This window comes from Methanosarcina sp. UBA411, assembly GCF_002495725.1.
Lineage (GTDB): Archaea > Halobacteriota > Methanosarcinia > Methanosarcinales > Methanosarcinaceae > Methanosarcina.
Genome location: NZ_DAGK01000033.1, coordinates 128,190 through 148,981 on the forward strand (window position 1 = coordinate 128,190; position 20,792 = coordinate 148,981).

The following is a 20,792-nucleotide window of genomic DNA, read 5'->3' on the forward strand; positions in this document are numbered from 1 at the left end:
ACAAATATAAATACAGTCCGGTTCTGCTTTAAATTTCTACCTGGTTTTCACTTTATATTCAGAGTTTATTACCAGGATCTGTAATTATAAATTCAAAATTGAGCAATAAATTCCTCTCAGGGAATCGCCTTCAAGAATCTCTGTGAGACTCTTGCTTGCGAATTTATTCTCTTGAGGTTCTTAATCTATAATAACGTATATATAACTTGGCAGAGTCCCCAGAGGGTTAGAACATAATGATCTTCGAGAAAATTCACACAGTTCCCACTTCCGAGGAATTAATCAATAAAGCCTTTAAGCGGTCAGCGCGAGCTATGTCCGGGAAAACGATAGATAGCAGAGAAAGCCGATTCAGGGCCAATGAGTCCATGCTCCTGACAGCGGCAAATATTCTGACGGATAATCTTGCAAATATAGTCAGGCGGTTCCCTAGTTTTGAGCGATTGCCCAGATTTTATTATGAACTCACTGATGTCCTTGTAGGAGTAGAAAAACTCAAGATGTCTCTCGCATCCGTGGACTGGGCTAGCAGGAAGATCCATGAGGTTTCAAGAAGTTATGTTGGGAAAATCCGGAATTCGGATCTCCCGGAGCCTATCCGGAAAGAAGCCTTCGGAAGGCTTGCCTCGATTATCAAGTCTATTAACAAAGATCTTCTCTTCCTTAACGAAGCCCGAAATACCTTGCGGAAACTTCCTGATGTGCAGGATGAGCCCACAATTGTGATTGCTGGCTATCCTAATGTAGGAAAGTCAAGTTTTGTCTCAAAAATTACAGGAGCAAGCCCGGAAATCGCTCCTTATCCATTTACAACAAAAGGAGTAACGATCGGGCATTTCACGCGGAATGGAGTGCGTTACCAGGTTATGGATACACCTGGGCTTCTTGACCGCCCTATGTCCGAGAGGAATGATATTGAAAAGCAGGCAGTTACTGCGATTCATTACCTTGATGCAGTTGTAATGTTCATCATTGATCCCAGCGAAAGCTGCGGATACGAAATCGAAGCCCAAAAACGCCTGCTTGCGGAAATTCGTGAGAACTTCAAACTTCCCCTGCTTGTGGTTGCAAACAAAGCTGACAGGTCCGAATTCCAGAAGCAGGATGAAGTAGAGTTTAATATTTCTACACTTACCGGGGAAGGAATTGATGACGTAACGGACAGGCTTATACAGATGATTGAACAAAAACGCCTTTCCTCTTCTTCCGAGGAACCAGATACCGAGTCTGCAATCTGATCCAGCAGAGTTACCACCCGAGTTCTGCAACCTTTTCGGAGGAAATTTTGAGAGCTTTTTAAAAGGTTTGACCGCAAGCCTTTTCAAAAAAGGCTTGAGCGAAAACTGTGTTATCAACTGGTGCAATGGTTGTGGCTCAAGGAAGCTGAATTATGGGCGAGAATAGAGTGAATTCTTTCGATGTTAACACTCGCCCAGAAGTAAGTCTATAAGAAGTAAGTCTATATTATGACATTAATCTTTTAACTTGTGAGTTGAATTTTTTATTTATAAAGTAAATCTTTTGAGCTATTAAATTAAGATTTTTAAGAATCAATAGGATGATTGCGGTGCTATATTTCCACAAAGTGTAAAAAATGGAGAAAATATCAGTCCATATCTTCCTGAGCTTTTAATTAACAAATTTAAAGAGCGGGCTGCTAGACACTTTAGTAAAGTATTTGAATCGCCATAATATCCACACCAGATATCGGCTTGGAAGTTCTCGCTCTGCAAAACATTTCTTAACTGGTATATATCCATCAAATGTTCTGCCCAGTTACCGGTGTAAGGGTCACAGGTATTTGTGGGATACTGGGGATATTTTTGCTTAAAAGTAACAGATCCACTAGTTAAAAATTCATTTACTGCTTTTTTAATATCATATTCAATCAGCCCTCTGGTAGCGGCAGCTAAATAGACCACTTGATTCTCGGACAGGCCTGGATTCAAATTTTTTATCATTTTTTTTCTAATTTTTAAATATGATTCCAGAGGATCTCTTTCTTTTCTACCAAAAATCGATTCTCGGTCTAAGAGTTCGCACCTATGATGATTTTTCACGAGCTTCCTCTTGATCAAAGGATTATAAGGATTTGCACCAGAGGAAAAAAACACCCTTAAATTATTATCGTCTGAAATCAAAGATATTTTCTTCAGGAATTCTTCTATATCATAGATGTGTTCTATGACATCATAATTGGCTATTGCGTTGCAGTTAATCGATTTCGTCTTTAAAAAATCGATTACTTTGTCAATATCTCCTGGAATATAATAGTCAGCTTGATCTCCAATAGCTTTTCCTATTAATTCTGCATCTCTAGCGGAGACATCGTAAATATCGTTGTAAATAACTGTTCCAATATTGCACTCTTTTGCGAGGAGGGATAACATGCCAGAACCTCCTCCATAATCCAAAAAAACAAGTTTTTTTAAGGGTATGTCTATCTTTGTGATTGACCATACCAATATATATGCATATCTTTGTAAATTAGAACGTAAGTTCTTTAATAAGGAGCCAAAGTATCTTTTGTTATAATCTGAAATATCTAAAGTTTCTATATCAATTCCTTCAAGTTTATAGTACAAACGGTTTGCAGCTTCATTAACTATTTTTACTGTTGACTTGTCGTCAGGCAAATTGCAGAATTTGAATATATACTCCATAAAATATGACTTCCCCTCTACATTTTAGACAAATTTATGCTTAAATTTCTATGGAATAATTTTTTATATAAATCTCTGTAACATGATTTGCTTAAGTACGTTACATTTTTGATTTATTTATAGAAAATTGACCAGAACTTTAATTATCTATCTAAAATTTCTACTCCAATTCACCTATTCTAACATTTATATTATTTTCTATTTTGTCTTGTCAACAATAACTAATTAAAAATAAAATTTTCTTCCATTTTCTACCCTATCTCACAGAGTAAATTTGCAGAAATCCCAAAACTCGAAAACATGTAACTTTCTATGGTTTAAGAAAGAACATTTTGGATGGCCAACTAGCTTCATTTATGTAGAGAGTTTTTATGGGAGTCTTTATTGTACTGTTTTAGATTCTTCTTATATCTGTATACAAATATATTTATGATGATGTATTCTTATGAAAGCTCACCTTTTGGAGTCTTATCTGTTAGCATTTTCTTCATGTAAGCAATTATCCTGAAACTAAATAAATGGCCTTACTTTTTCCCCGGGAAAATTTCCGGATGAATATGAGTAAAAGGTATATTGAGAAAAGTCTAAGAAGGTATTATAGCTCCAGGTAAATATTTATAATGTATTGTGACTTTTATTGGGGTCATTGAAACATATCTTCAAGTTTTCTAGAATAGGGGGACAAAAAACTTGCTGGATAATGAAATAAAGAATCTCAGGCATCCTGCCGAAATACCTCTTTTTTTTATCTGCCTACTGATCAGTGCTTTTATTTATGTCACATTAATGACAGTTCCAATTTTATATCCCGAAGAACTCGGGATTGAATATATACTGGTAATCCCAGTATCGATTGCTTTTCTTTCATTCGTTTCTGGACAGACTTACGGAGGAATGATGGCAAATGCAATCAAACTCTCCGAAAAACAGTTTCCTGAACTCTACGAAATCATAAAACGTCTTTCTTTTGAGCTGAATCTCAGAGAAGTTCCGGATGCTTTCTTAATCCAGGAAGGAGGGCTAATAAACGCATTTGCTACCCGTTTATACTTCAGGAGAAACTATGTAGTTTTTTATGCGGACATAGTTGAGGTAGCATACCGGGAGGAAGACTTTGATTCTCTTGAGTTTATAGTTGCCCACGAACTGGCTCACATAAAGGCAGGGCATGTGACCCTGCTTTACAATCTCTCAATATTTCCGATTGCCTTTGTGCCTATCCTCAAGAACTTTTTATGGACTGCCCTGAGCCGGGCCAGGGAATATACTTCAGACAGAATTGCAATCCGGCTTGTTCCTTCAGGCAAAAAAGGACTTATAGTACTATCAGCAGGCGAACATCTTTACAAGGCTGTTAATTATGAAGAATATCTTGAAACTACAATGAGTCCTGAGGGGTTCTGGATCTGGTCAACCAATTTGCTGTCAACACATCCTGCCCTTGTCAGGAGGGTGAGGGCAATTAATGAGAATAGACCAGGTAAAATTTTTTGAACGGAGGTGTAGATCGATTTGAAAGTACTTGTAGGCAAAAGGCATAGATTCAGGCAAAGAGCATAGATTCCAGGAAAATTACTGAATCAGGGAAAAAATAAAAATATAACAGGAAAATGATATTATAAAAGCACAAATCTGTATAAAACTATACTAAACTTTAAATTATAGTTCAACTAATAATATTTCAAAAATGTCACTATTGCTTGAAATCGTAATTATTTTTGTGCTGATCGCATTCAATGGCATATTTGCCATGTCAGAATTTGCCATTGTTTCTTCCAAGAAAACCCGTCTCAAACAACGGGCGGAGGAAGGAGACAAACGGGCAGAAACTGCGCTTATGCTCGCAAATGAACCAACTCCTTTTCTCTCAACAATCCAGATAGGAATTACTCTTGTGGGAATCTTTGCAGGTGCCTTCGGCGGAGCTACAATCGCAGAAGGACTTGCAGCTTACCTTGCGAAATTCCCTACTTTGGCCCCATATAGTAGTGCGCTCAGCATTACTTTTGTAGTCTTTGTGATCACCTATTTGACCTTAATTTTTGGAGAACTTGTCCCAAAAAGGCTTGCACTCAACAGTGCGGAATCAATAGCTTCTAACGTTGCAAAACCTATGTTCTATCTATCTGTTATCGCAAAGCCGTTTGTGATAATACTCAGTAGTTCTACCGAAGCTGTGCTCAAAATTCTGAGAATCAGGAAGACTACTGAACCTCCTGTAACAGAAGAGGAAATTAAGATTATGTTTGAGGAAGGAACCAAAGCTGGAGTGTTTGAGACAGCCGAACTGAGCATGATAGAAGGCGTGCTTGAAATTGGTGACCGCCGTGTTGATTCCCTGATGACGCATCGTACAGATCTTATTGCAATCGACCTAGAGAAACCAGCTGATGAAAATCTACGGAAAATGAGTGAAAGTGGCCGATCAAATTTTCCTGCATACGAAGGGAAACTCGACAATATTGTAGGTATGGTATCAGTAAAAAGTATCCTGGCAACGTTTCTGGAAACCGGTACTGTTGATATTAGAGCATCGGTCACAAAACCACTCTTTATACCTGAAAGCGTTTCTGTCCTGAAGCTTCTTGAATCGTTTAAAGAGACCGGAGTGCATATTGCTCTTATCACTGACGAATACGGGAGTATTCAGGGCGTAATCACTCTGCACGATATTCTTGAAGCAATAGTGGGTGAAGTCCGTTCCCTTGGCGAGCCTGTGGAGTCACAGGTTCAGATTCGGGAAGACGGCTCATGGTTGATCGACGGGGATACGCCTATTGAAAAAGTCAAAGATGTACTGTCTGTGGATTTTTTTCCAGGGGAAGGACTGGGTTATTATCGGACCATTGCCGGGCTGATTATTTACATCCTGCAGCGAATTCCAGCAACTGGAGACCGTATTGTTCTTGGAGAACTAAGGTACGAAGTTGTGGATATGGATGGCAATCGTATCGATAAGGTACTGGTAACGCCAGTTACTAAAAAATAAAAGAATAGACGTTCCTTAAACTCAAAAAGAGTAAAGAGAATTTCGATAAAACTTATTATTTATGGAAATCAAATATTGGTACTCGAAATTCTCAATCCTGATTTTTATCAGGCTTGAATCAATGATCAAGACCTTTAAATGGTTTATTTGTTGCAGGTGGTCTTTTCACAGCTGCGGGCACATTTTTTTATGCAATCCTGGACACAAACATCTTCACAGTTGTTGCAGCAGTCGCCTTCGCAGGTTACTTCGTCACAGTTGTCACAGCAGTCTTCTGTACAATCAATGTTGTCACAGCATTCTCCGGTACAGTCCTGACCACAGGTTTCTTCACAGTTGTCACAGCATTCTCCAGCGCAATCCTGGACACAAACATCTTCACAATTGTTGCAGCAGTCGCCTTTGCAGGTTACTTCATCACAGTTGTCACAGCATTCTCCAGCGCAATCCTGGACACAAACATCTTCACAGTTGTTGCAGCAGTCGCCTTCGCAGGTTACTTCGTCACAGTTGTCACAGCAGTCTTCTGTACACTCAACACAGTTGTCACAGCATTCTCCGGTGCAATCCTGCTCACAGATTTCTTCGCAGTCTTCACAGCAGTTTCCAGTACAGTCGGTATTGTCACAGTCGTCGGCTGTGATGTATACATAAGTGTATTCAGAAGAGTCATCAGTGGAACATGCCGCTGAGGCTGCAGAAACTCCTAATGTTAATATCATTAATACAACAGAAATAGATGCTATAGTTTCCCAGATTGATTTTCTATTAAGACTCATTTTTTTCCTCCTTATCTAATTATATTAATACAAGAATATCAGAATGCACTGGGCATATTAATATATAAACTTACTTACTTCTATATATTTTTATAAAATTCAAAAAAGGAACTTAAAGCTTTATAATGCTTTATCTCAGGGTCTGAAAGCTTATAAAATTACAAATTGTGCTTAACTATGTCTCTCGTGATTTAAAAATTAAATGAAAGTCTTCTCAGAAAGTCTTATCTCTTATAATGTTGATATAGTCCTCTATACTCGAAAAAGCCTGCTGTGTAATGTTTTTTTCCTCATATTTTGCTTCTTAATTACCTAATTTCCTTAAAAAGCTCCGGTTTTCCTATTCTAAAGAAAAGGTAAAATAATAAGTGTCAAATATGTATCTCAATTACGTTATTCACCTGTTGTCTCTAGAGAAATTGGAATGTCATATCTGACTTGCGCATTATTAAAAGAAGTTTATATTTTATATTTGTAATTGTAGAACTTTCGATATGGATTGTTTATATATTTTCCATGTAATCATGAAATGAGCAAATATAAGCAGATATATTCGAGTATTAGATATCCTACTTAGCTAGATAAATATTACCAAGGTGTAAGAAGATATCCCTATCTAGTAGGTAAATATGCTCTAGAAGTGGGTATATACACACTTCATAAATAATCTATTAATCTTGGATTATAAATATTAAAAGACATAGTAAAAGGAGAAGAAGTTACAATGAAATGCATATCTGTACATTTTACAGTAATCTTATTTTCCCCTCACTCTCGTACTTTCTAAATCCTGTACTTCGGTTTTTACTGTATATGTTCCGAAATCCAGTTTCCTATAATCTCCAGAGCAGCCGGAGAAATCGTTTCTTCTATTTTTGCGTACTCTGAGGGAGACCCGGTTTTAGCGGTCTGGAATAAATGGTTGAGGCCTGGCAGTTCTTTAACTGTGTAGTCTTTATTGCCACCTGCTTTGAGAGCTTCATCTATGGTTCTGAGGTTTTCTTTAGGCGGAACCTGAAGGTCTTTTTCGCCGTTTATTGCAAGGACCGGGCACTTTACCTTCATCAAGGTAGGGGCGGGGTCGTATGTCAGGAAAAAGCGCATCCAGGGCGAGAGCAGATTCTGGACCTGAGCATTAATCTGAACGTCAAGGTCATCTTCAGAGTAACCTGAATTCTTTTTCTCCTCTTCGCTCATGTTTTCTACCTCATTCACCATAAATTTGTGAAGTTTTTCTGCGGCTATGGTTTCATTTTGTTTCTCTTTTATCACAGAGTACATACTTTTCAGAAGCACATCATTCCTGGCTATAGTTTCATTATCTACACCTTCTGCCCTGTAAATAAGGTCACTCTGGAGGTATGAAATTTCTTCCCCGGTAATTCCCTGACCAGCCATGAGTACAATGAATGCGATATCCTGAGATTTTACTGCTACCATAGGGGCAATCAGCCCTCCTTCGCTGTGTCCGATCAGTCCGATTCGACTTGGATCGATCTCTTTGCGATTTTTGAGGTATTCAACTCCTGTGAGTACATCTCCAGCAAAGTCCTCAGTTGTAGCCTGTGAAACATTCCCTGTCGAACCTCCAATACCTCGATCATCGACCCGAAGCACCGCAATTCCCTGGCGTGTCAGATAGTCCGAAAGTACAAGGAACGGGCGATGACCCGCAATTTCCTCATTACGATTTTGCTGGCCTGAACCCGTTATGAGTATGACTGCCGGGAAAGGCCCCTCTGACCTCGGAAGAGTTAACGTTCCTGCCAGCTTTACTCCTGCTTCTTTATTTTCATAAACAACTTCTTCTTCGGTATACGGATAAGGCTTTACAGGGTCCTGCTCTCGGTGCATTTCAGGAGCTTTCTCGACCTTTTCAAGCACAAGTGGAAACGCTGATCCTGACTGCTTCCATTCTCCCTCTATGGTTTTGTTATTCTCCTTGTATATCCCTTCAAAACTTCCCGGTATGGACTTTACTCCAAGGTTCAAGTTACCGTTTTTATAACTAACACTCTCAACAGGTATACCGCTTACTCCCTGATCAGGGCTATCCATACTGGCATTGATAGACCCATCAGAGTTAGTAGAAATGTTGAACACAATCCTTAACTCCAACCCACCTGGAACTGTTAAATTTCCCATCCAGATGCCTTCAATATCTTTGAGATCTTCAGTATTCGTGTTATTTGTATCGTTTAGTTGTGAACTCTCTTTCTGTGACCCATCTGACTGTGAAACACATCCAAGGCTTACGATGATAATGCTCGATAAGACAACACAAATTATAAATTTACGTTTCATAATAATTCCTTTCTTTTATATCTTTTATTTGAATTTTTATATTCATTCTCCCAAAATTTATTTTTAAATATTTGGTCCTATAATTTATCAACTTTTTTACACAGGCATAGTCTCAGATCAGACAAAATCTCAGCTATTAGAACCCCAGCCAATTCAATCACTGAAAAGAGTAGCTAATCTGATATCTTCGCCGGTTGTGCTCTCAATGAGATGATGGATTATTCCTTCCTCGTCTAAAGTCGGAAGGAGAAGGTATATTTAAAAGAGAAATGAAAACTTATCTTCTGAAAACCTATAATATGAGAATTATAATTCTCAGCCGGTAAAGGTCAAAAAGGAAAATTTCTTCGAGAAAAGTTAGTTAAATAGTCAAAAAAGAACTTATATTAAAAAGAAGGAATGTGAAAATTTACCTTCTGAGAATCATAGTTCTGAGCCGGTCAGCAGCGCTTGCGGACTTATCAGCGATACCTCCTACTCTTTCCACAAGCCCTATCAAGTGACAGACGCCTGAGCCTCCTATAGCATCCTCGTTTTCGAAGATCTTTTTTAGAAGGGCGGTTTCAAGCACATCCACATCATGTTCCAGTTTTTCGACTTCAGGGATAATGGTCATTGTTTCCTTGATTTGCTCCTTGCTGAAAGAAGTCGCAAGAAGCTTGTAAAGCTCGCCTGCGAGTTCATTGTACAGTCTTGCTGTCTTCAGGGAGGTGTTCATCAGTTCCAGAAAGCCTTCTTTGATTTCCTCAGGAATAGTCCTACATGGCCTCAGGGTCATCCAGTAGGCAGCAGCCTGGGCATAATCGGCAATAGAGTCCTGCTGCTTAAGGAAGGAAAGGAGGTCTTTTTTGTTCACGGGCAGTCTTACTGTTGAGGGAATGCCTGCCCTTATCTTCTGTTTAAGTTTATCAGCCTCATGTTCCAGTTTGTCAATCTCACCTGTCCTCTCCTCGAGGATGGCCTGGTTTCCTGCGCAGTAGGCTTCCATTGCTTCAGCCAGCTTTTCAACTGCCAGCACTCCCTTTTTTGCGTGTGCTTCCAGAGGCACAAAGGGAGATTCAGCGACCACGTCAAGGACAGAACGGATGTAGTCTTTCATAAGAAAATCACCTCAAATCCTACAAAGATTAATGCCGATGTAAGAGCAGCTATAGGAACTGTTGCTACCCAGGAAGAAATAATCTTCCAGATCACGCGCAGGTCAACGGCTGCAATTCCGCCTGCAAGCCCAACCCCTATGACCGAACCGACAAGCGTATGTGTAGTCGAAATCGGAAGGGAGCTAAAGCTGTGAAACAAAACCACTGATGCTGTTGCAAACTCTGCGGAAAAGCCACGTGTCGGTGTAAGTTCCGTGATCTTCGAGCCGATGGTTTCAACCACTTTATAACCCCAGGTGGCCATTCCTATTACCATACCAAGGCCTCCCATTACAAGTATCCATACAGGGACTTCAACTCCTAGTACACCCATGACCTTGAGAGCAGCAGTGAGAGGACCTACAGCATTTGCCACATCGTTTGACCCATGTGCAAATGCCATGTAACAGGCAGTTATGAGCTGTAAGGATATGAATTTTTTCTCAACAAGTGGAAGATCCTTAGCTCTATGAAGAAACAGTTTCCTTATCACAGAAAAAGTAAGATAAGCAAGAACAGCCCCAAGAGCCGGAGATATAAACCAACTGGCAATAATTCTCGTAAGTTCCCCCCAGTGAATATCTGAAAAAGAGATAATTCCGTTATGGGCTGCAATCAGCCCAAAGCCAAGTACTGAACCAACGATAGAATGGCTGGTTGAAACGGGGAGGTTATAAAAGGTCGCAAGGGTTACCCAGAAGCCAGCTGCAAGAATTGCAGCCAGCATACCCAAAACCACAATGTCTGGTTGGACAATACTGATCATATCAATGGGAACAATTCCTTTTGCTATTGTCGTAGTGACCCTTTCTCCAAAAAGCACTGCACCCAAAAACTCAAAAACTGCCGCAATAATAATTACCTGCTTAAGTGTTAAGGCACCTGTTCCAACCGAAGTGCCCATAGCATTTGCGAGATCGTTTGCTCCTATATTCCAGGCCATGTAAAGGCCCGCTAAAATAAGTGCTATGACAAGTAAATCCATTTTTTCCGCTCCAAAAATCTTAAACTTCAAACTTGATATAATTGTTATAACATTTACTTTTTTTAAATTTTAATAATTAATCTTTATGCAGTTACTGAATATTTTTCAGAATCTCGAGCCTGTATGGTATTTCAGACCATTTCATTATATTTTATATTTTCCATATATTTTAGAGCACTCTATATAATCTATAGATCTATATACGTCTATTTTTGGTATATTTGTGTTCTTTACTTCAAGGTTAGGAATTCAAATCTTCAATATGAAGACAAAAAAGACAAATTCTAAGAGAACAAAGCTTTTCCCTTATTCTAAATAACGTAAAGTTTTTATTCAGATATGCCTTTTCGAAAATCTATTTAAATTTTAAAAGGGAGTTTTAAAGGCAAGAAGGATGTGAAACCTGGAGAACATCTTTGAAAAACTTCTCTATCATCTGTTTTTACTCTTCTAGGTTTATTCCTGCGATCTGGTTTTCATAAAGAGGCCTTTCAAGGAAGTCCTTTAATAGAAATTCCGAAAATGGAATTTTTGGAAAAAAATTTAAAAATAGATCTTTCAAATAGATTTTAACAAAGGGTTTAAAATCTGCTGTAGATTTTCTTTTTGGGAAAGTGGCAAGATATTCTAAAAAATGCTAACTGCCGAAGGGTTCAGTTTTAGGATTAGTTCTCTTCATTTGTTTTTCGGTTTATTTAGCTGGTTATTTAATAATTATTAAAAGGTATTTAATAGGAATAACAGAGAATTTTTTCAGACTCCGAGCTCATGAAATTCATGATCTTTCGGTTCTTTATTTCTTATATTCTCTTTGAGCAGGTCGAGCACTTCTTCATCCGAAACATCGTACCATCTTTCGTAAGCCTGAGCGACAGCCCTGAAATAGGCAGGAGTCTCAAGCACCACGAGCTCATCTACCTTTTTCTGAAGCTCTTCTGCAACCTCTCTTCCTGCTACAGGCACTGCAACCACAATTTTTCCGGCTTTCCTGTTTTTGCAAAGTTCAATGGCTGCCCGCATTGTAGAACCCATCGCAATGCCGTCATCGATAAGAATTACGGTTCTTTCTGCAAGCTCTGGAAGGGGATTTCCTCCTCTTAGAGCTTTTATGCGTCTTTCTATTTCGGCGATCTGCTGTTGTTTGATCCTCTCAATGGTTTCCTCTGGAAGCCAGTAATGTGCATTTTCTAAAATAAACGCGCTCCCGTCCTCGGCTATTGCTCCAAATCCGGCCTCTGGGTTGTTAGGGAAAGGCAACTTCCTTGCGATAATAAGAGAAAAATCAGTATTAAGTTTCCCTGCAACCTGTAGGCCAACTTCCACTCCACCGCGTGGAATTGCAAGAATAACAGGATTTTCTGCTCTGTATTTCTCAAGAGCTTTTGCAAGTTTTTCCCCTGCATCTTTACGGTTTCTGAACATAGATTCACCTTCAACTTAAGTATACTCCTTTCTGTACAAGTGTCAAAGTCAAACTATCCTCATAGGCCGCCTGTAAATCTCAACTGAAGAGCCTGAAGGAAGAGGCGTTTCAGGCAGACAAAGCTCCAAAACTTTTCTTGCAACGTCTTCGGGCTTGAGAACAGGCTCATCTGAAAAAAGCGAGTGGTACATACCGGTATCCACGCCTGCAGGGCAGACTGCATAAACCTGAATCCCACCTCCTACTTCGTAAGCAAGAGACTCTGTAAAACCGATTACCGCAAATTTTGAGGCGCAGTATATTGATAATTTTGGTATCCCGTGCTTTCCTGCTCCCGAGGATATATTCACTATCCTGCCTTCCCCCCTTTTAAGTAAATGGGGAAGGGCATACTTTGTGCAGAAGAACATTCCTTTTACGTTTGTGTCCATAATTTCGTTATATTCTTTGGTTGAAGTTTCCACAAGATATTTTCTGTATGCTGCTCCTGCATTGTTTACAAGGATGTCAATTCTTCCAAAGGCGTTCATTGTCTTTGAAACCATATCAATGACCTCCTCTTCTTTTCTGATGTCAGTCTTTACTGCAAGAGCCCTTCCACCTTGCTTTTCTACTAGTCTGGCAGCTTCTCGCATTTCTCTTTCAGTCCTTGCGACAATTACAACATTGGCTCCCTCTTCTGCCAGTGACAGGCAGATAGCCCTGCCAATTCCTCTTCCCCCACCGGTTACAATGGCTGTCTGACCCTTCAGTTTCATAGCTGTCACTTTACAGTCACTTTATTAATTATCGGGCAGGACAAGGATATATCTTTGGAAGCAATAGTTCTTAACTGCTATCAGGAGCAGTTTTTCTCTTAAAAAGGAAGAGGGTAATTCCGACAAAAGGATGCTAATAAAATCTTGCAAAATATATAAGATACTGTGAGTCTGTCAGAATTACCGGATGTCTCCCCTTGTTTTCAACCATTAAAGCTGAGGTATTGGAGGAGCCTGTATCTCGATTATCTTACCAGATGTAACTCTTGAATCCGGTGAGGCAAGTTCCAGAACCTTTTCCGCGATATGCTCGGGTTTGAGTGGTGGTCTGCTTGAATAGATCGACCTGTACATATCTGTATCCACAGCTCCCGGACAGACTGCGTAGACTTTTATTTCTCCTTCCAGCTCGGCGGCAACGGATTCCGTTATGCCGTTTACCCCGAACTTTGAGGCGCAGTAGACGGAAAAATCCGAAAGTCCGTGTAATCCTCCTACTGAGGATATGTTGATTATTTTTCCATTTTTACTTTCTCTGAGGTATGGAATTGCATACTTCATACAGAGAAAGACTCCTCTTAAGTTGGTATCCATGATTTTATCGTATTCTTCAAGGGTGGTCTCTTCCAGCTTCTTTTTGTAGGCAACCCCCGCATTGTTGATAAGAATGTCAAGCTTGCCGCATTTATCAATTATAGTTGAGATCAGGCGTCTGACGTCCTCTTCACTCTGCACGTCAGTCTTGATAGCTAGGACTTTACTCCCCATTGCTTTTAATTTATCTATTGTATCTTTGATTTCACTATCATTCCTTGCTGCAATGATGACGTTTGCTCCCTCTTTTGCTAGAGAAAGGCAGATAGCTCTTCCTATCCCTTTGCTTCCCCCAGTTACAAGAGCTGTTTGACCTGCTAAACTCATTGCTACCCCTTTTATCTTTTTATTTCCGTATTCTCACTTAGTTTTCTTTTATCCGCCTATTTTCCCTTTATTTGTGTTTTCCCTTTGACTGATTTATCTTTCATTTATTTGCTTCGTTCTTTTTATTGGTCTATTTTTATCTAAGGACTTTTATTTAATAAAAAATAAAAGGATAAAAAAAGGGATATATTTTTTGAAATTAAGTTTCTGAAAAGAGGTTCTTTAAATGAGGCGAGCCTTTAGCGTTCTCAACGCTGCTGGCTGCCAACCGTTTATTCAAGATACTGACGGTCAATATAACAGTATTTCCAGTCTTCCCCTGGCTGGAAAGATTGAATTATCGGGTGTCCGGTCTCTCCATAGTGCTTTGTTGCGTGCCTGTTTTTTGACTGATCGCAGCAGCCCACATGCCCACAGGTTAGACAGATTCTCAGGTGTACCCATCTGTCTCCGCTTTTCAGGCATTCCTCGCATCCTTTTGAACCCGGCTCCACGTCTTTTACTTTTATCATATCCTTGTGTGTACAGACCATAATATTTCCCCACTTCTACCTTAATCTTTATACCCCTTAAACATGATCCCGATTGAAATCATGTAACTGTAACCTTGGTAAACCTCCACCTTGCAATAAGAAACATTATTGTCGCAAAAGCTAGAAGAGCCAGAAAGGAAACAATAACCTCTCCCTGCGTGTAAGTATAACGAAGCCCGATTGACGAAAAATCGCTCCCTATTGCAAAGTACCTGATTCCGCTGACAAGATGCGTTAGCGGATTGACTGTGGACAGAGCCCGAAGCACAGGGGGAAAAGAGTTCGCAGGATAAAGTGCATTGCTTGTGAAAAAGAAAGGCATGGTAAGCAGGGTTATTACGGCTTGCATTCCTTCTGGGCTTTCCATTGTTATTGCTATTGCAGCTGAAAGAAAAAGAAAACCTAGAGAAAATGCTCCTATAAAAAGCATGATACAAAAGAGTGAGACCAGAACCTGTGTAACTGTGTAGCCTTCAAAAAACTGGACTCCAAGTAAAAGCCCAAAAACCATTATAACAGTGGCCTGGATAAAGGACTTTGTCATAGCTGAAAGCCCTATCCCTACAATTATATGAATTCTTGGCAGAGGGCTTGAAAGGGTCTCCCGCATAAGTCCCCAGTTTTTATCAAAGAGCAGTACTGTACCTCCAAAGAGACTTGTGAAAAGCGTGGTCATGGCAATAACTCCTGCACCTATAAAAGTCAAGTAGCCCACAGCTCTTACCCCGGGAATAGTCGGCATTGTTGCAGTCAGCCTATCAAAATTATTTGACATTGCTACTCCAAAGAAAGCCAGCCAGAGTGCAGGTTGGACAAGGGAGGTAAACAGGAGAGTTCGGAACCGTAAGAACCTCAACATATCTCGCCAGTATATAGTAAGAAAGCCTTTATGCATCTCTTAACGCCCTCCTGGTTTCACCACTACAGTTTTTTCGGTTCCTGTATCCCTGAGCTCTCTTCCTGTATAGTGGACAAAAACGTCATCCATTGATGGTTTTTTGAGGTTTACGGCCCTGATCTTAATTCCTCCGTTCCGAAGTTTCTCCATTATCTCAGGCAGCAGGTAGGTACCGTCTACATTGACCATGACAACTATTCCTTTTGGTTTTTCCCGAACTCCTTTTACAGTATCCAATTTAGTTAACAAATTGGAAGCTCCCTGATTATCGCTTGTTTCCAGATATATAAGGTCCTGGCCAAGCGCATTTTTTAGCTCCCAGGGCTTGCCTGTGGCAATTATCTGTCCGTGATCTACAATACTTATATAGTCGCTTAGCTGGTCGGCTTCATCCATATAATGGGTTGTCAGGAAAATGGTTGTTCCTTGCCGGTTGATGTCCCGCAAGTAATCCCAGATTCTTATTCTTGTTTGCGGATCAAGTCCGATTGTAGGCTCGTCCATGAAAAGTACTTTAGGGCGGGTCATGAGCCCCCTTGCAATCTCAAGCCTGCGCTTCATTCCGCCGCTCAGATATCTTGTCAGGACATCCCTTTTTGCTTCAAGCTCGACCAGGTTGAGTAATTCGTCAATACGCGCCTGTCTTTGAGCTTTTGGCATTGAATAGAGTCTTCCGTGGTATTCCAGAATTTCCCTTACAGTCATGTCTCTATCAAGAGTCAATTCCTGAAAAACAATCCCTATCGATTCCCTCACTTTTTCAGGTTCTGTTCTCAAATCATGACCTGCAATAATTACTCTTCCCTTCTGCATAGGCAGGAGGGTAGTAAGAATATTAATTACAGTACTCTTCCCAGCTCCGTTCGGTCCCAAAAAAGAGAAGATCTCCCCTCTTCTTACCGTAAAACTGATGTTATCAACTGCTTTTATCTCACCGAAAAAATATTCAAGGCCATTTACCTCTATGATATTGTCTTCCAGAGCCAGTACCCCATTTGACTTTTCCCATAGGGAAGATTGAACCTTCAGTCATAAATAGATTTTTTGCTGATGGCAATTTCATATTCCTCAAAAAATAAATTAAAAAAGTAAAGTCAGTCTGAAATCTCAATCCTTCTGAACCAATATGGATTATTTTTGAGTACCGGGACAGAGTCTTTGATTATCGGATATAGAAACTATTTCTTTGAAATTGATATATTCCCTCAGATCCGATTTTAGAATTCTTTCAATTTCTTGCCAGTTGCTCTCTGTAGTTTCGGTAAACATGTACCCGAAAAAGCCGTATTTTTCATGATTGACTTTCCTGAGTTCCAAGGGCTTTTCGAAGTCTGAAAGCAGTTTCTCATAATCAAAAGCCTTTACTTCCTTCAAATCGAGATCTGCCGGTTTGTTAAGCATAACAAGACAGAAGCTCTTTCCCTCTTTGTCTGCAAGAATTTTATCCCAATCCGGCTCAAGCTGTTCGAGAAAATACCTGTAAGTGTTAATCCCATATGCAAAATATGCAATATCGGTCGTGCACCAACCGGCAAATCGCATGGGGTTCAGTTCGATCGGCTGGATTCGCCTGTCCTCTCCTATCCTCAGTTCCAGATGAAGTGGAAAATTCCTGAGCTCGGCAAGTTTTCCAATCTCCTTTAAAAGGTCCTCGACAGCTTCCCTGTAGGTTTCTATAACAGTTTTTGAAGTAAAATATACTCTGTCACTGACATCGTTTTCCGAGGAAAAGATATGTTTGAAGATATTGAGGACTACCGGTTTTCCTTCGCGATTGAAATAAGCATCAACCGCAAACTCATTCCCTTCAATATTTCCTTCGATAATGAAATTCTCCACATCCAGAACCTGCGCCGGATAAAGCTCCCGGATCTCCTTAACCTCAGCCTTTATGGAATTCAGAGCTGAATCCCATTCCGCGTCAGTGGAAACTTTATGCACTCCTAGACTGAAAAATCCCACGGCAGGCTTTATAATAAACGGTTTTTCGATTTCCTCAACTCGGATTTCATCCAGTTTTTCAAATTCAACACCTTTGAAATATAATTCAGGATAAAGCCTTTCCAGTAGCTCCCTAAACTTCACTTTGTTCTTGAAAAGCTCGATTTTCTCAGGTAGCTCTGTAAAGCTGAGATTTTCAGAAATCCAGCCAATAGAATTCTCGGAGTTTAAATAAAGAGTACATTCGCCCTTTTCTTTTATGAATTCGATAAATTCAGCTTCTTCAAGAAGGTTTAGCCTTTTTTCAGTCTTCAGTCCGACTGCTATTTCGTTTTTTAAAACAGGAATCTGCAATTCCGCAGCAGTGTTTTTTAAAAATTCGGAGACGTAGGGATGGTCAAGGATCATCATTTTTCTAACCTTTCTTATTCTTTCAACTTGGAACCTGAAGCCAGATAATAAAATAGGTTAGTAATAATTTTTATGGAATTTTAAAAAATCATCATGTGGTCTCAAAGCGTTTCTAGTATCATAAGCCAATATGCATTTCCTATCGATTGTCAGCTTTTTATGTATATAATAAAAACTTTGCACCTTATTGTTCAATTATTCTTAAAAATCGTATATTTTTAGGAAAGTATATATTTAAAGCATGTGCTCTCCTTCAAAAAATATAAACTCCCATCAAAATATCGAAAGGGATATAAATGGTAAAACTAAGGATTTTTGTAAGTTCCACCTATTACGATTTAAAACAGATCAGGGATAACCTTGACAGTTTTATTGAAAATATAGGATATGAAGCAGTTCTTTCTGATAAAGGGAAGATTCCTTACAATCATAATAGACCACTTGACGAATCCTGTTATTCAGAAATTACCAGCTGTCATATGCTTATTTTAATAATAGGTGGGCGTTATGGAAGTCCTTCTTCTGAATCTCGAAAGGAAAATGCTGACGAAATTTGCCAGATGTATAAGTCAGTTACGATGAAGGAATATCAAACAGCCAGGGACAAAGACATTCCTATCTTTATTTTCGTTGAGAAAAATGTATATTCCGAATACAGGACTTATTACAAGAAGAACCTGGATAACCCGGCAAAAATTAATTATGTATATGTTGATAGTATAAATGTTTTTAAATTGCTTGATGAAATTAATTCTCAAACACGAAATAATCCAATAAAGGAATTCAATAAGTTTGAAGATATCTCTAAATGGCTAAAAGAGCAATGGGCAGGCTTATTTGCGGAACATCTTCAAGAGCAGCATGAACAAAAAATGATGGCGTATAGATCCCATTTGAATAAACCGCCCTGCATGGAACTAAATGATTGTAATGACAGTAATTCATATGGCGTCTGGAGAACCTGGCAGGAAAATGCAATAAAAATAAGAAATGTTTTAAAGGGTCCTGTTACTGACCTGCATTTCAACCCGAATGCAGTCCTGTGCATCTCACATGGAAGCCTGAATGGGCTTTTTACAGGCTCTCTCGTGGCCCATGGGCTTTTTCCTAGAACTAAAGTACTGTCTTTGTGGGGAGTCAGAGACGGTCAAGAAAACATGTTTAATAATGAGGTTAACAGACAAATGCTGCAGGCATTAAAATCTGAAGCCGGAAGAAAAAAAATCACGCTACTTTTAATTGACTACAAAATTGAAACTGGAAGAACGGCGAGTCAGGCAATTAAATTCGTAACTGGCGAACTTGGGTCACATACTGATATTGTGTTATGTCCTTTATTCTGTATAAGTAAAGAAAATATCGATGACAATGAAACAATTCTGGACAAAAAAAATAGAAAGGTCCTCCGCGATTTCTTGCCATTCAACTACAGAAATGAAGTTGGAAAGGGACTCAATATCGAAGAAGATGATTTTTATGACATAGTATGTGTTGGAGAAAAAATTCCCAAACATCCCTTCTATTTTAATTGAGATCAATTAAATACCCGCAGCCTGCTGCGGGAATGAAATCCTTCTTTTATTAATCTAAAAACTGCCCAACTATTGCAATTTATTTATATTTTTTCCGAAACCCAGGTTTCTATTCTGTTTTATCTAATTTCTGTTTTCAATCCGGCTGCTATTTCATTTTTTAAAACAGGAATCTGTAATTCCGCAGCAGTACTTTTTAAAAATTCAGAGATGTAGGGGTGGTCGAGGATTAACATTTTTTCTAACCTTTCTTATTCTTTCAACTTGGAACCTGAAGCCAGATGATAAGAGGTTAGTAATATTTGTTGTGGAATATTTTATTACAGGTAAAAAAGAAATCTGAGCCAGTCAAACTAATTCATTTCTTAAAATAAGTTATAATGGATCATATTTTATCTACAAGCATGGTTACAAATCTTTTGATCAAGGAAAAAAGATATTCATTGTAATGGTCAACAATAACTGAAAGAATTAGTCCAGCTACTCCTACTGTAATCCTTTTTGGATCTAAAATCCAATTCAAAAATTCAGATAATTTGCTGGATTGAGGTATATATCCAGTCTCAGTACCTGCATAAGGTATTATTTTGAGCCGACAGAGATCCATTTGTCTCGCTGAATCTTCAATAATTTTCTGAAGCGGGCCTTCGATATTATTTACTATTTCAATTAATTCTTTGCGACACTCCTCAAAAGCTCTTCCATATTCTCTTGTTCCATGCTTTTTGTATTTGTCCAGATTTTGTATGCATCCCATTAATTTATAAAGAGACTCAATAAAGAGTTCTCCTTTACTGTGCTCTTTATAAGCACTTTTGGCAATTGCTAGTTTTTCATTCCAATTTTTCAATTTATCTTCAAACTGAGGTGTTTCTTTCTGCTTTATAACTGCAAGCATATAGTCAAGCATTTCCGAAAGACATGACATTGAAATCGAGCAGGCATTACACAACTGATTATCTTTTGGAGATGCTTTGGCTGCTTTTTCATAGCATCTGGATGCATCCATTATACAATCAACAATTTTCATAAATCTTTCAATATTGTAAGATTCCTTATTCCAGATTCTCTTAATTATATCTTTGTAAAAAGGAGTTTTAAATTCAAGCTTCCGAATTTTAGCTCTTCCTTTAAGCGTATAGCCTTTAGTTAAAGAAGTGTTCTTGAAGCTCTCTCCTGCCTGTTTGCCTGCTTCAATGTATTCATCCCCCGAGATTTCAGCATATTCTCCACTCTTTTTATAATCTTTTAAATTATAATATTTATTTGTAAAATTTTCATAAAGCCAAGCGAAAGAAAGATGTTCCTTAACGGCATCTCCATTTTCTCTGAACAAGCGAGATGCTATTCCTATTTCCTTAATAGCTTCCTCTTCTAAATTCTGGGAAAATAGAAGTAAACCATAAGCACCGTGGCTATTTGGCATTTTGGGGTCTAAATTTATTGCGATTCTGTACTGTTCCTCTGCTTGCTCAAGACGCCCTATTTTTTGGAGGAGAATTCCGTAATTTGAGTG

The 20,792-nt window shown here is 39.0% G+C and carries 16 protein-coding genes and 1 pseudogene; 4 read left to right on the forward strand and 13 right to left on the reverse strand.

All coding sequences use genetic code 11. The features are described 5' to 3' along the window. Positions 1 to 236: 236 nt before the first annotated feature. Positions 237 to 1,238 (forward strand): NOG1 family protein, encoded by a 1,002-nt coding sequence (locus tag BP861_RS13185; RefSeq protein ID WP_292376266.1) that lies wholly within the window; start codon positions 237 to 239, stop codon positions 1,236 to 1,238. 312 nt (positions 1,239 to 1,550) lie between these two features. Here the strand turns inward: BP861_RS13185 and BP861_RS13190 are convergent, their stop codons facing one another. Next, the gene (locus BP861_RS13190) at positions 1,551 to 2,636 is read right to left on the reverse strand and encodes a hypothetical protein (RefSeq protein ID WP_292376267.1); all 1,086 of its coding nucleotides are present in this window, start codon (positions 2,634 to 2,636) and stop codon (positions 1,551 to 1,553) included. 717 nt (positions 2,637 to 3,353) lie between these two features. Here BP861_RS13190 and BP861_RS13195 point away from each other — a divergent pair. Further along, a complete protein-coding gene (locus BP861_RS13195; RefSeq protein ID WP_292376269.1) occupies positions 3,354 to 4,157 on the forward strand; it encodes a M48 family metallopeptidase in 804 nt (267 codons plus the stop codon). 193 nt (positions 4,158 to 4,350) lie between these two features. Next, on the forward strand, positions 4,351 to 5,652 hold the full coding sequence (locus BP861_RS13200; RefSeq protein ID WP_292376272.1) for a hemolysin family protein: 1,302 nt from the start codon (positions 4,351 to 4,353) through the stop codon (positions 5,650 to 5,652). A gap of 143 nt (positions 5,653 to 5,795) precedes the next feature. Here the strand turns inward: BP861_RS13200 and BP861_RS13205 are convergent, their stop codons facing one another. From BP861_RS13205 to BP861_RS13255, 11 genes are all read right to left on the reverse strand, one after another. Beyond that, positions 5,796 to 6,431: a hypothetical protein gene (locus BP861_RS13205; RefSeq protein WP_292376275.1), complete on the reverse strand. Its 636-nt coding sequence runs from the start codon at positions 6,429 to 6,431 to the stop codon at positions 5,796 to 5,798. A gap of 804 nt (positions 6,432 to 7,235) precedes the next feature. After that, on the reverse strand, positions 7,236 to 8,735 hold the full coding sequence (locus tag BP861_RS13210) for an alpha/beta hydrolase family protein (RefSeq protein ID WP_292376276.1): 1,500 nt from the start codon (positions 8,733 to 8,735) through the stop codon (positions 7,236 to 7,238). A 409-nt stretch (positions 8,736 to 9,144) separates the two neighbouring features. After that, a complete protein-coding gene (locus tag BP861_RS13215; RefSeq protein ID WP_292376278.1) occupies positions 9,145 to 9,834 on the reverse strand; it encodes a TIGR00153 family protein in 690 nt (229 codons plus the stop codon). Beyond that, complete coding sequence (locus BP861_RS13220; RefSeq protein WP_292376280.1) at positions 9,831 to 10,859, reverse strand: inorganic phosphate transporter; 1,029 nt, start codon at positions 10,857 to 10,859, stop codon at positions 9,831 to 9,833. Before BP861_RS13220 ends, BP861_RS13215 begins: the two co-directional genes overlap by 4 nt. Positions 10,860 to 11,612: 753 nt before the next feature. Continuing rightward, on the reverse strand, positions 11,613 to 12,281 hold the full coding sequence (locus BP861_RS13225; protein WP_292376282.1) for a phosphoribosyltransferase: 669 nt from the start codon (positions 12,279 to 12,281) through the stop codon (positions 11,613 to 11,615). 48 nt (positions 12,282 to 12,329) lie between these two features. Continuing rightward, on the reverse strand, positions 12,330 to 13,040 hold the full coding sequence (locus BP861_RS13230) for an SDR family NAD(P)-dependent oxidoreductase (protein WP_292376305.1): 711 nt from the start codon (positions 13,038 to 13,040) through the stop codon (positions 12,330 to 12,332). 210 nt (positions 13,041 to 13,250) lie between these two features. After that, positions 13,251 to 13,961: an SDR family NAD(P)-dependent oxidoreductase gene (locus BP861_RS13235; RefSeq protein ID WP_292376284.1), complete on the reverse strand. Its 711-nt coding sequence runs from the start codon at positions 13,959 to 13,961 to the stop codon at positions 13,251 to 13,253. Positions 13,962 to 14,233: 272 nt separating this feature from the next. Then, positions 14,234 to 14,494: a UBP-type zinc finger domain-containing protein gene (locus BP861_RS13240; RefSeq protein ID WP_292376286.1), complete on the reverse strand. Its 261-nt coding sequence runs from the start codon at positions 14,492 to 14,494 to the stop codon at positions 14,234 to 14,236. Positions 14,495 to 14,552: 58 nt separating this feature from the next. Continuing rightward, positions 14,553 to 15,389 carry an ABC transporter permease gene (locus BP861_RS13245; protein WP_292376287.1) on the reverse strand — a complete coding sequence of 279 codons (837 nt, stop codon included), beginning with the start codon at positions 15,387 to 15,389 and terminating at the stop codon, positions 14,553 to 14,555. A 3-nt stretch (positions 15,390 to 15,392) separates the two neighbouring features. Further along, positions 15,393 to 16,421, reverse strand: a complete 1,029-nt coding sequence (locus BP861_RS13250) for an ATP-binding cassette domain-containing protein (RefSeq protein ID WP_394339181.1) — start codon at positions 16,419 to 16,421, stop codon at positions 15,393 to 15,395. A 102-nt stretch (positions 16,422 to 16,523) separates the two neighbouring features. Next, positions 16,524 to 17,744 carry an ATP-grasp domain-containing protein gene (locus BP861_RS13255; protein WP_292376289.1) on the reverse strand — a complete coding sequence of 407 codons (1,221 nt, stop codon included), beginning with the start codon at positions 17,742 to 17,744 and terminating at the stop codon, positions 16,524 to 16,526. A gap of 296 nt (positions 17,745 to 18,040) precedes the next feature. Here BP861_RS13255 and BP861_RS13260 point away from each other — a divergent pair, with 296 nt between their 5' ends. Continuing rightward, the gene (locus tag BP861_RS13260; protein ID WP_292376291.1) at positions 18,041 to 19,276 is read left to right on the forward strand and encodes a DUF4062 domain-containing protein; all 1,236 of its coding nucleotides are present in this window, start codon (positions 18,041 to 18,043) and stop codon (positions 19,274 to 19,276) included. A 385-nt stretch (positions 19,277 to 19,661) separates the two neighbouring features. On the opposite strand, the pseudogene BP861_RS13265 reads toward BP861_RS13260, so the two are convergent. Beyond that, positions 19,662 to 20,792 (reverse strand): annotated as a pseudogene (locus tag BP861_RS13265) (hypothetical protein); the annotation flags it as partial.

Bases quoted from the DNA above. Each gene is read 5' to 3' on its own strand.
- BP861_RS13205 (WP_292376275.1), bottom strand. From the start codon at position 6,431: ATGAGTCTTAATAGAAAATCAATCTGGGAAACTATAGCATCTATTTCT.
- BP861_RS13185 (WP_292376266.1), top strand. From the start codon at position 237: ATGATCTTCGAGAAAATTCACACAGTTCCCACTTCCGAGGAATTAATC.
- BP861_RS13260 (WP_292376291.1), top strand. From the start codon at position 18,041: ATGGTAAAACTAAGGATTTTTGTAAGTTCCACCTATTACGATTTAAAA.
- BP861_RS13245 (WP_292376287.1), bottom strand. From the start codon at position 15,389: ATGCATAAAGGCTTTCTTACTATATACTGGCGAGATATGTTGAGGTTC.
- BP861_RS13255 (WP_292376289.1), bottom strand. From the start codon at position 17,744: ATGATGATCCTTGACCATCCCTACGTCTCCGAATTTTTAAAAAACACT.
- BP861_RS13240 (WP_292376286.1), bottom strand. From the start codon at position 14,494: ATGGTCTGTACACACAAGGATATGATAAAAGTAAAAGACGTGGAGCCG.
- BP861_RS13235 (WP_292376284.1), bottom strand. From the start codon at position 13,961: ATGAGTTTAGCAGGTCAAACAGCTCTTGTAACTGGGGGAAGCAAAGGG.
- BP861_RS13200 (WP_292376272.1), top strand. From the start codon at position 4,351: ATGTCACTATTGCTTGAAATCGTAATTATTTTTGTGCTGATCGCATTC.
- BP861_RS13215 (WP_292376278.1), bottom strand. From the start codon at position 9,834: ATGAAAGACTACATCCGTTCTGTCCTTGACGTGGTCGCTGAATCTCCC.
- BP861_RS13210 (WP_292376276.1), bottom strand. From the start codon at position 8,735: ATGAAACGTAAATTTATAATTTGTGTTGTCTTATCGAGCATTATCATC.
- BP861_RS13230 (WP_292376305.1), bottom strand. From the start codon at position 13,040: ATGAAACTGAAGGGTCAGACAGCCATTGTAACCGGTGGGGGAAGAGGA.
- BP861_RS13225 (WP_292376282.1), bottom strand. From the start codon at position 12,281: ATGTTCAGAAACCGTAAAGATGCAGGGGAAAAACTTGCAAAAGCTCTT.
- BP861_RS13220 (WP_292376280.1), bottom strand. From the start codon at position 10,859: ATGGATTTACTTGTCATAGCACTTATTTTAGCGGGCCTTTACATGGCC.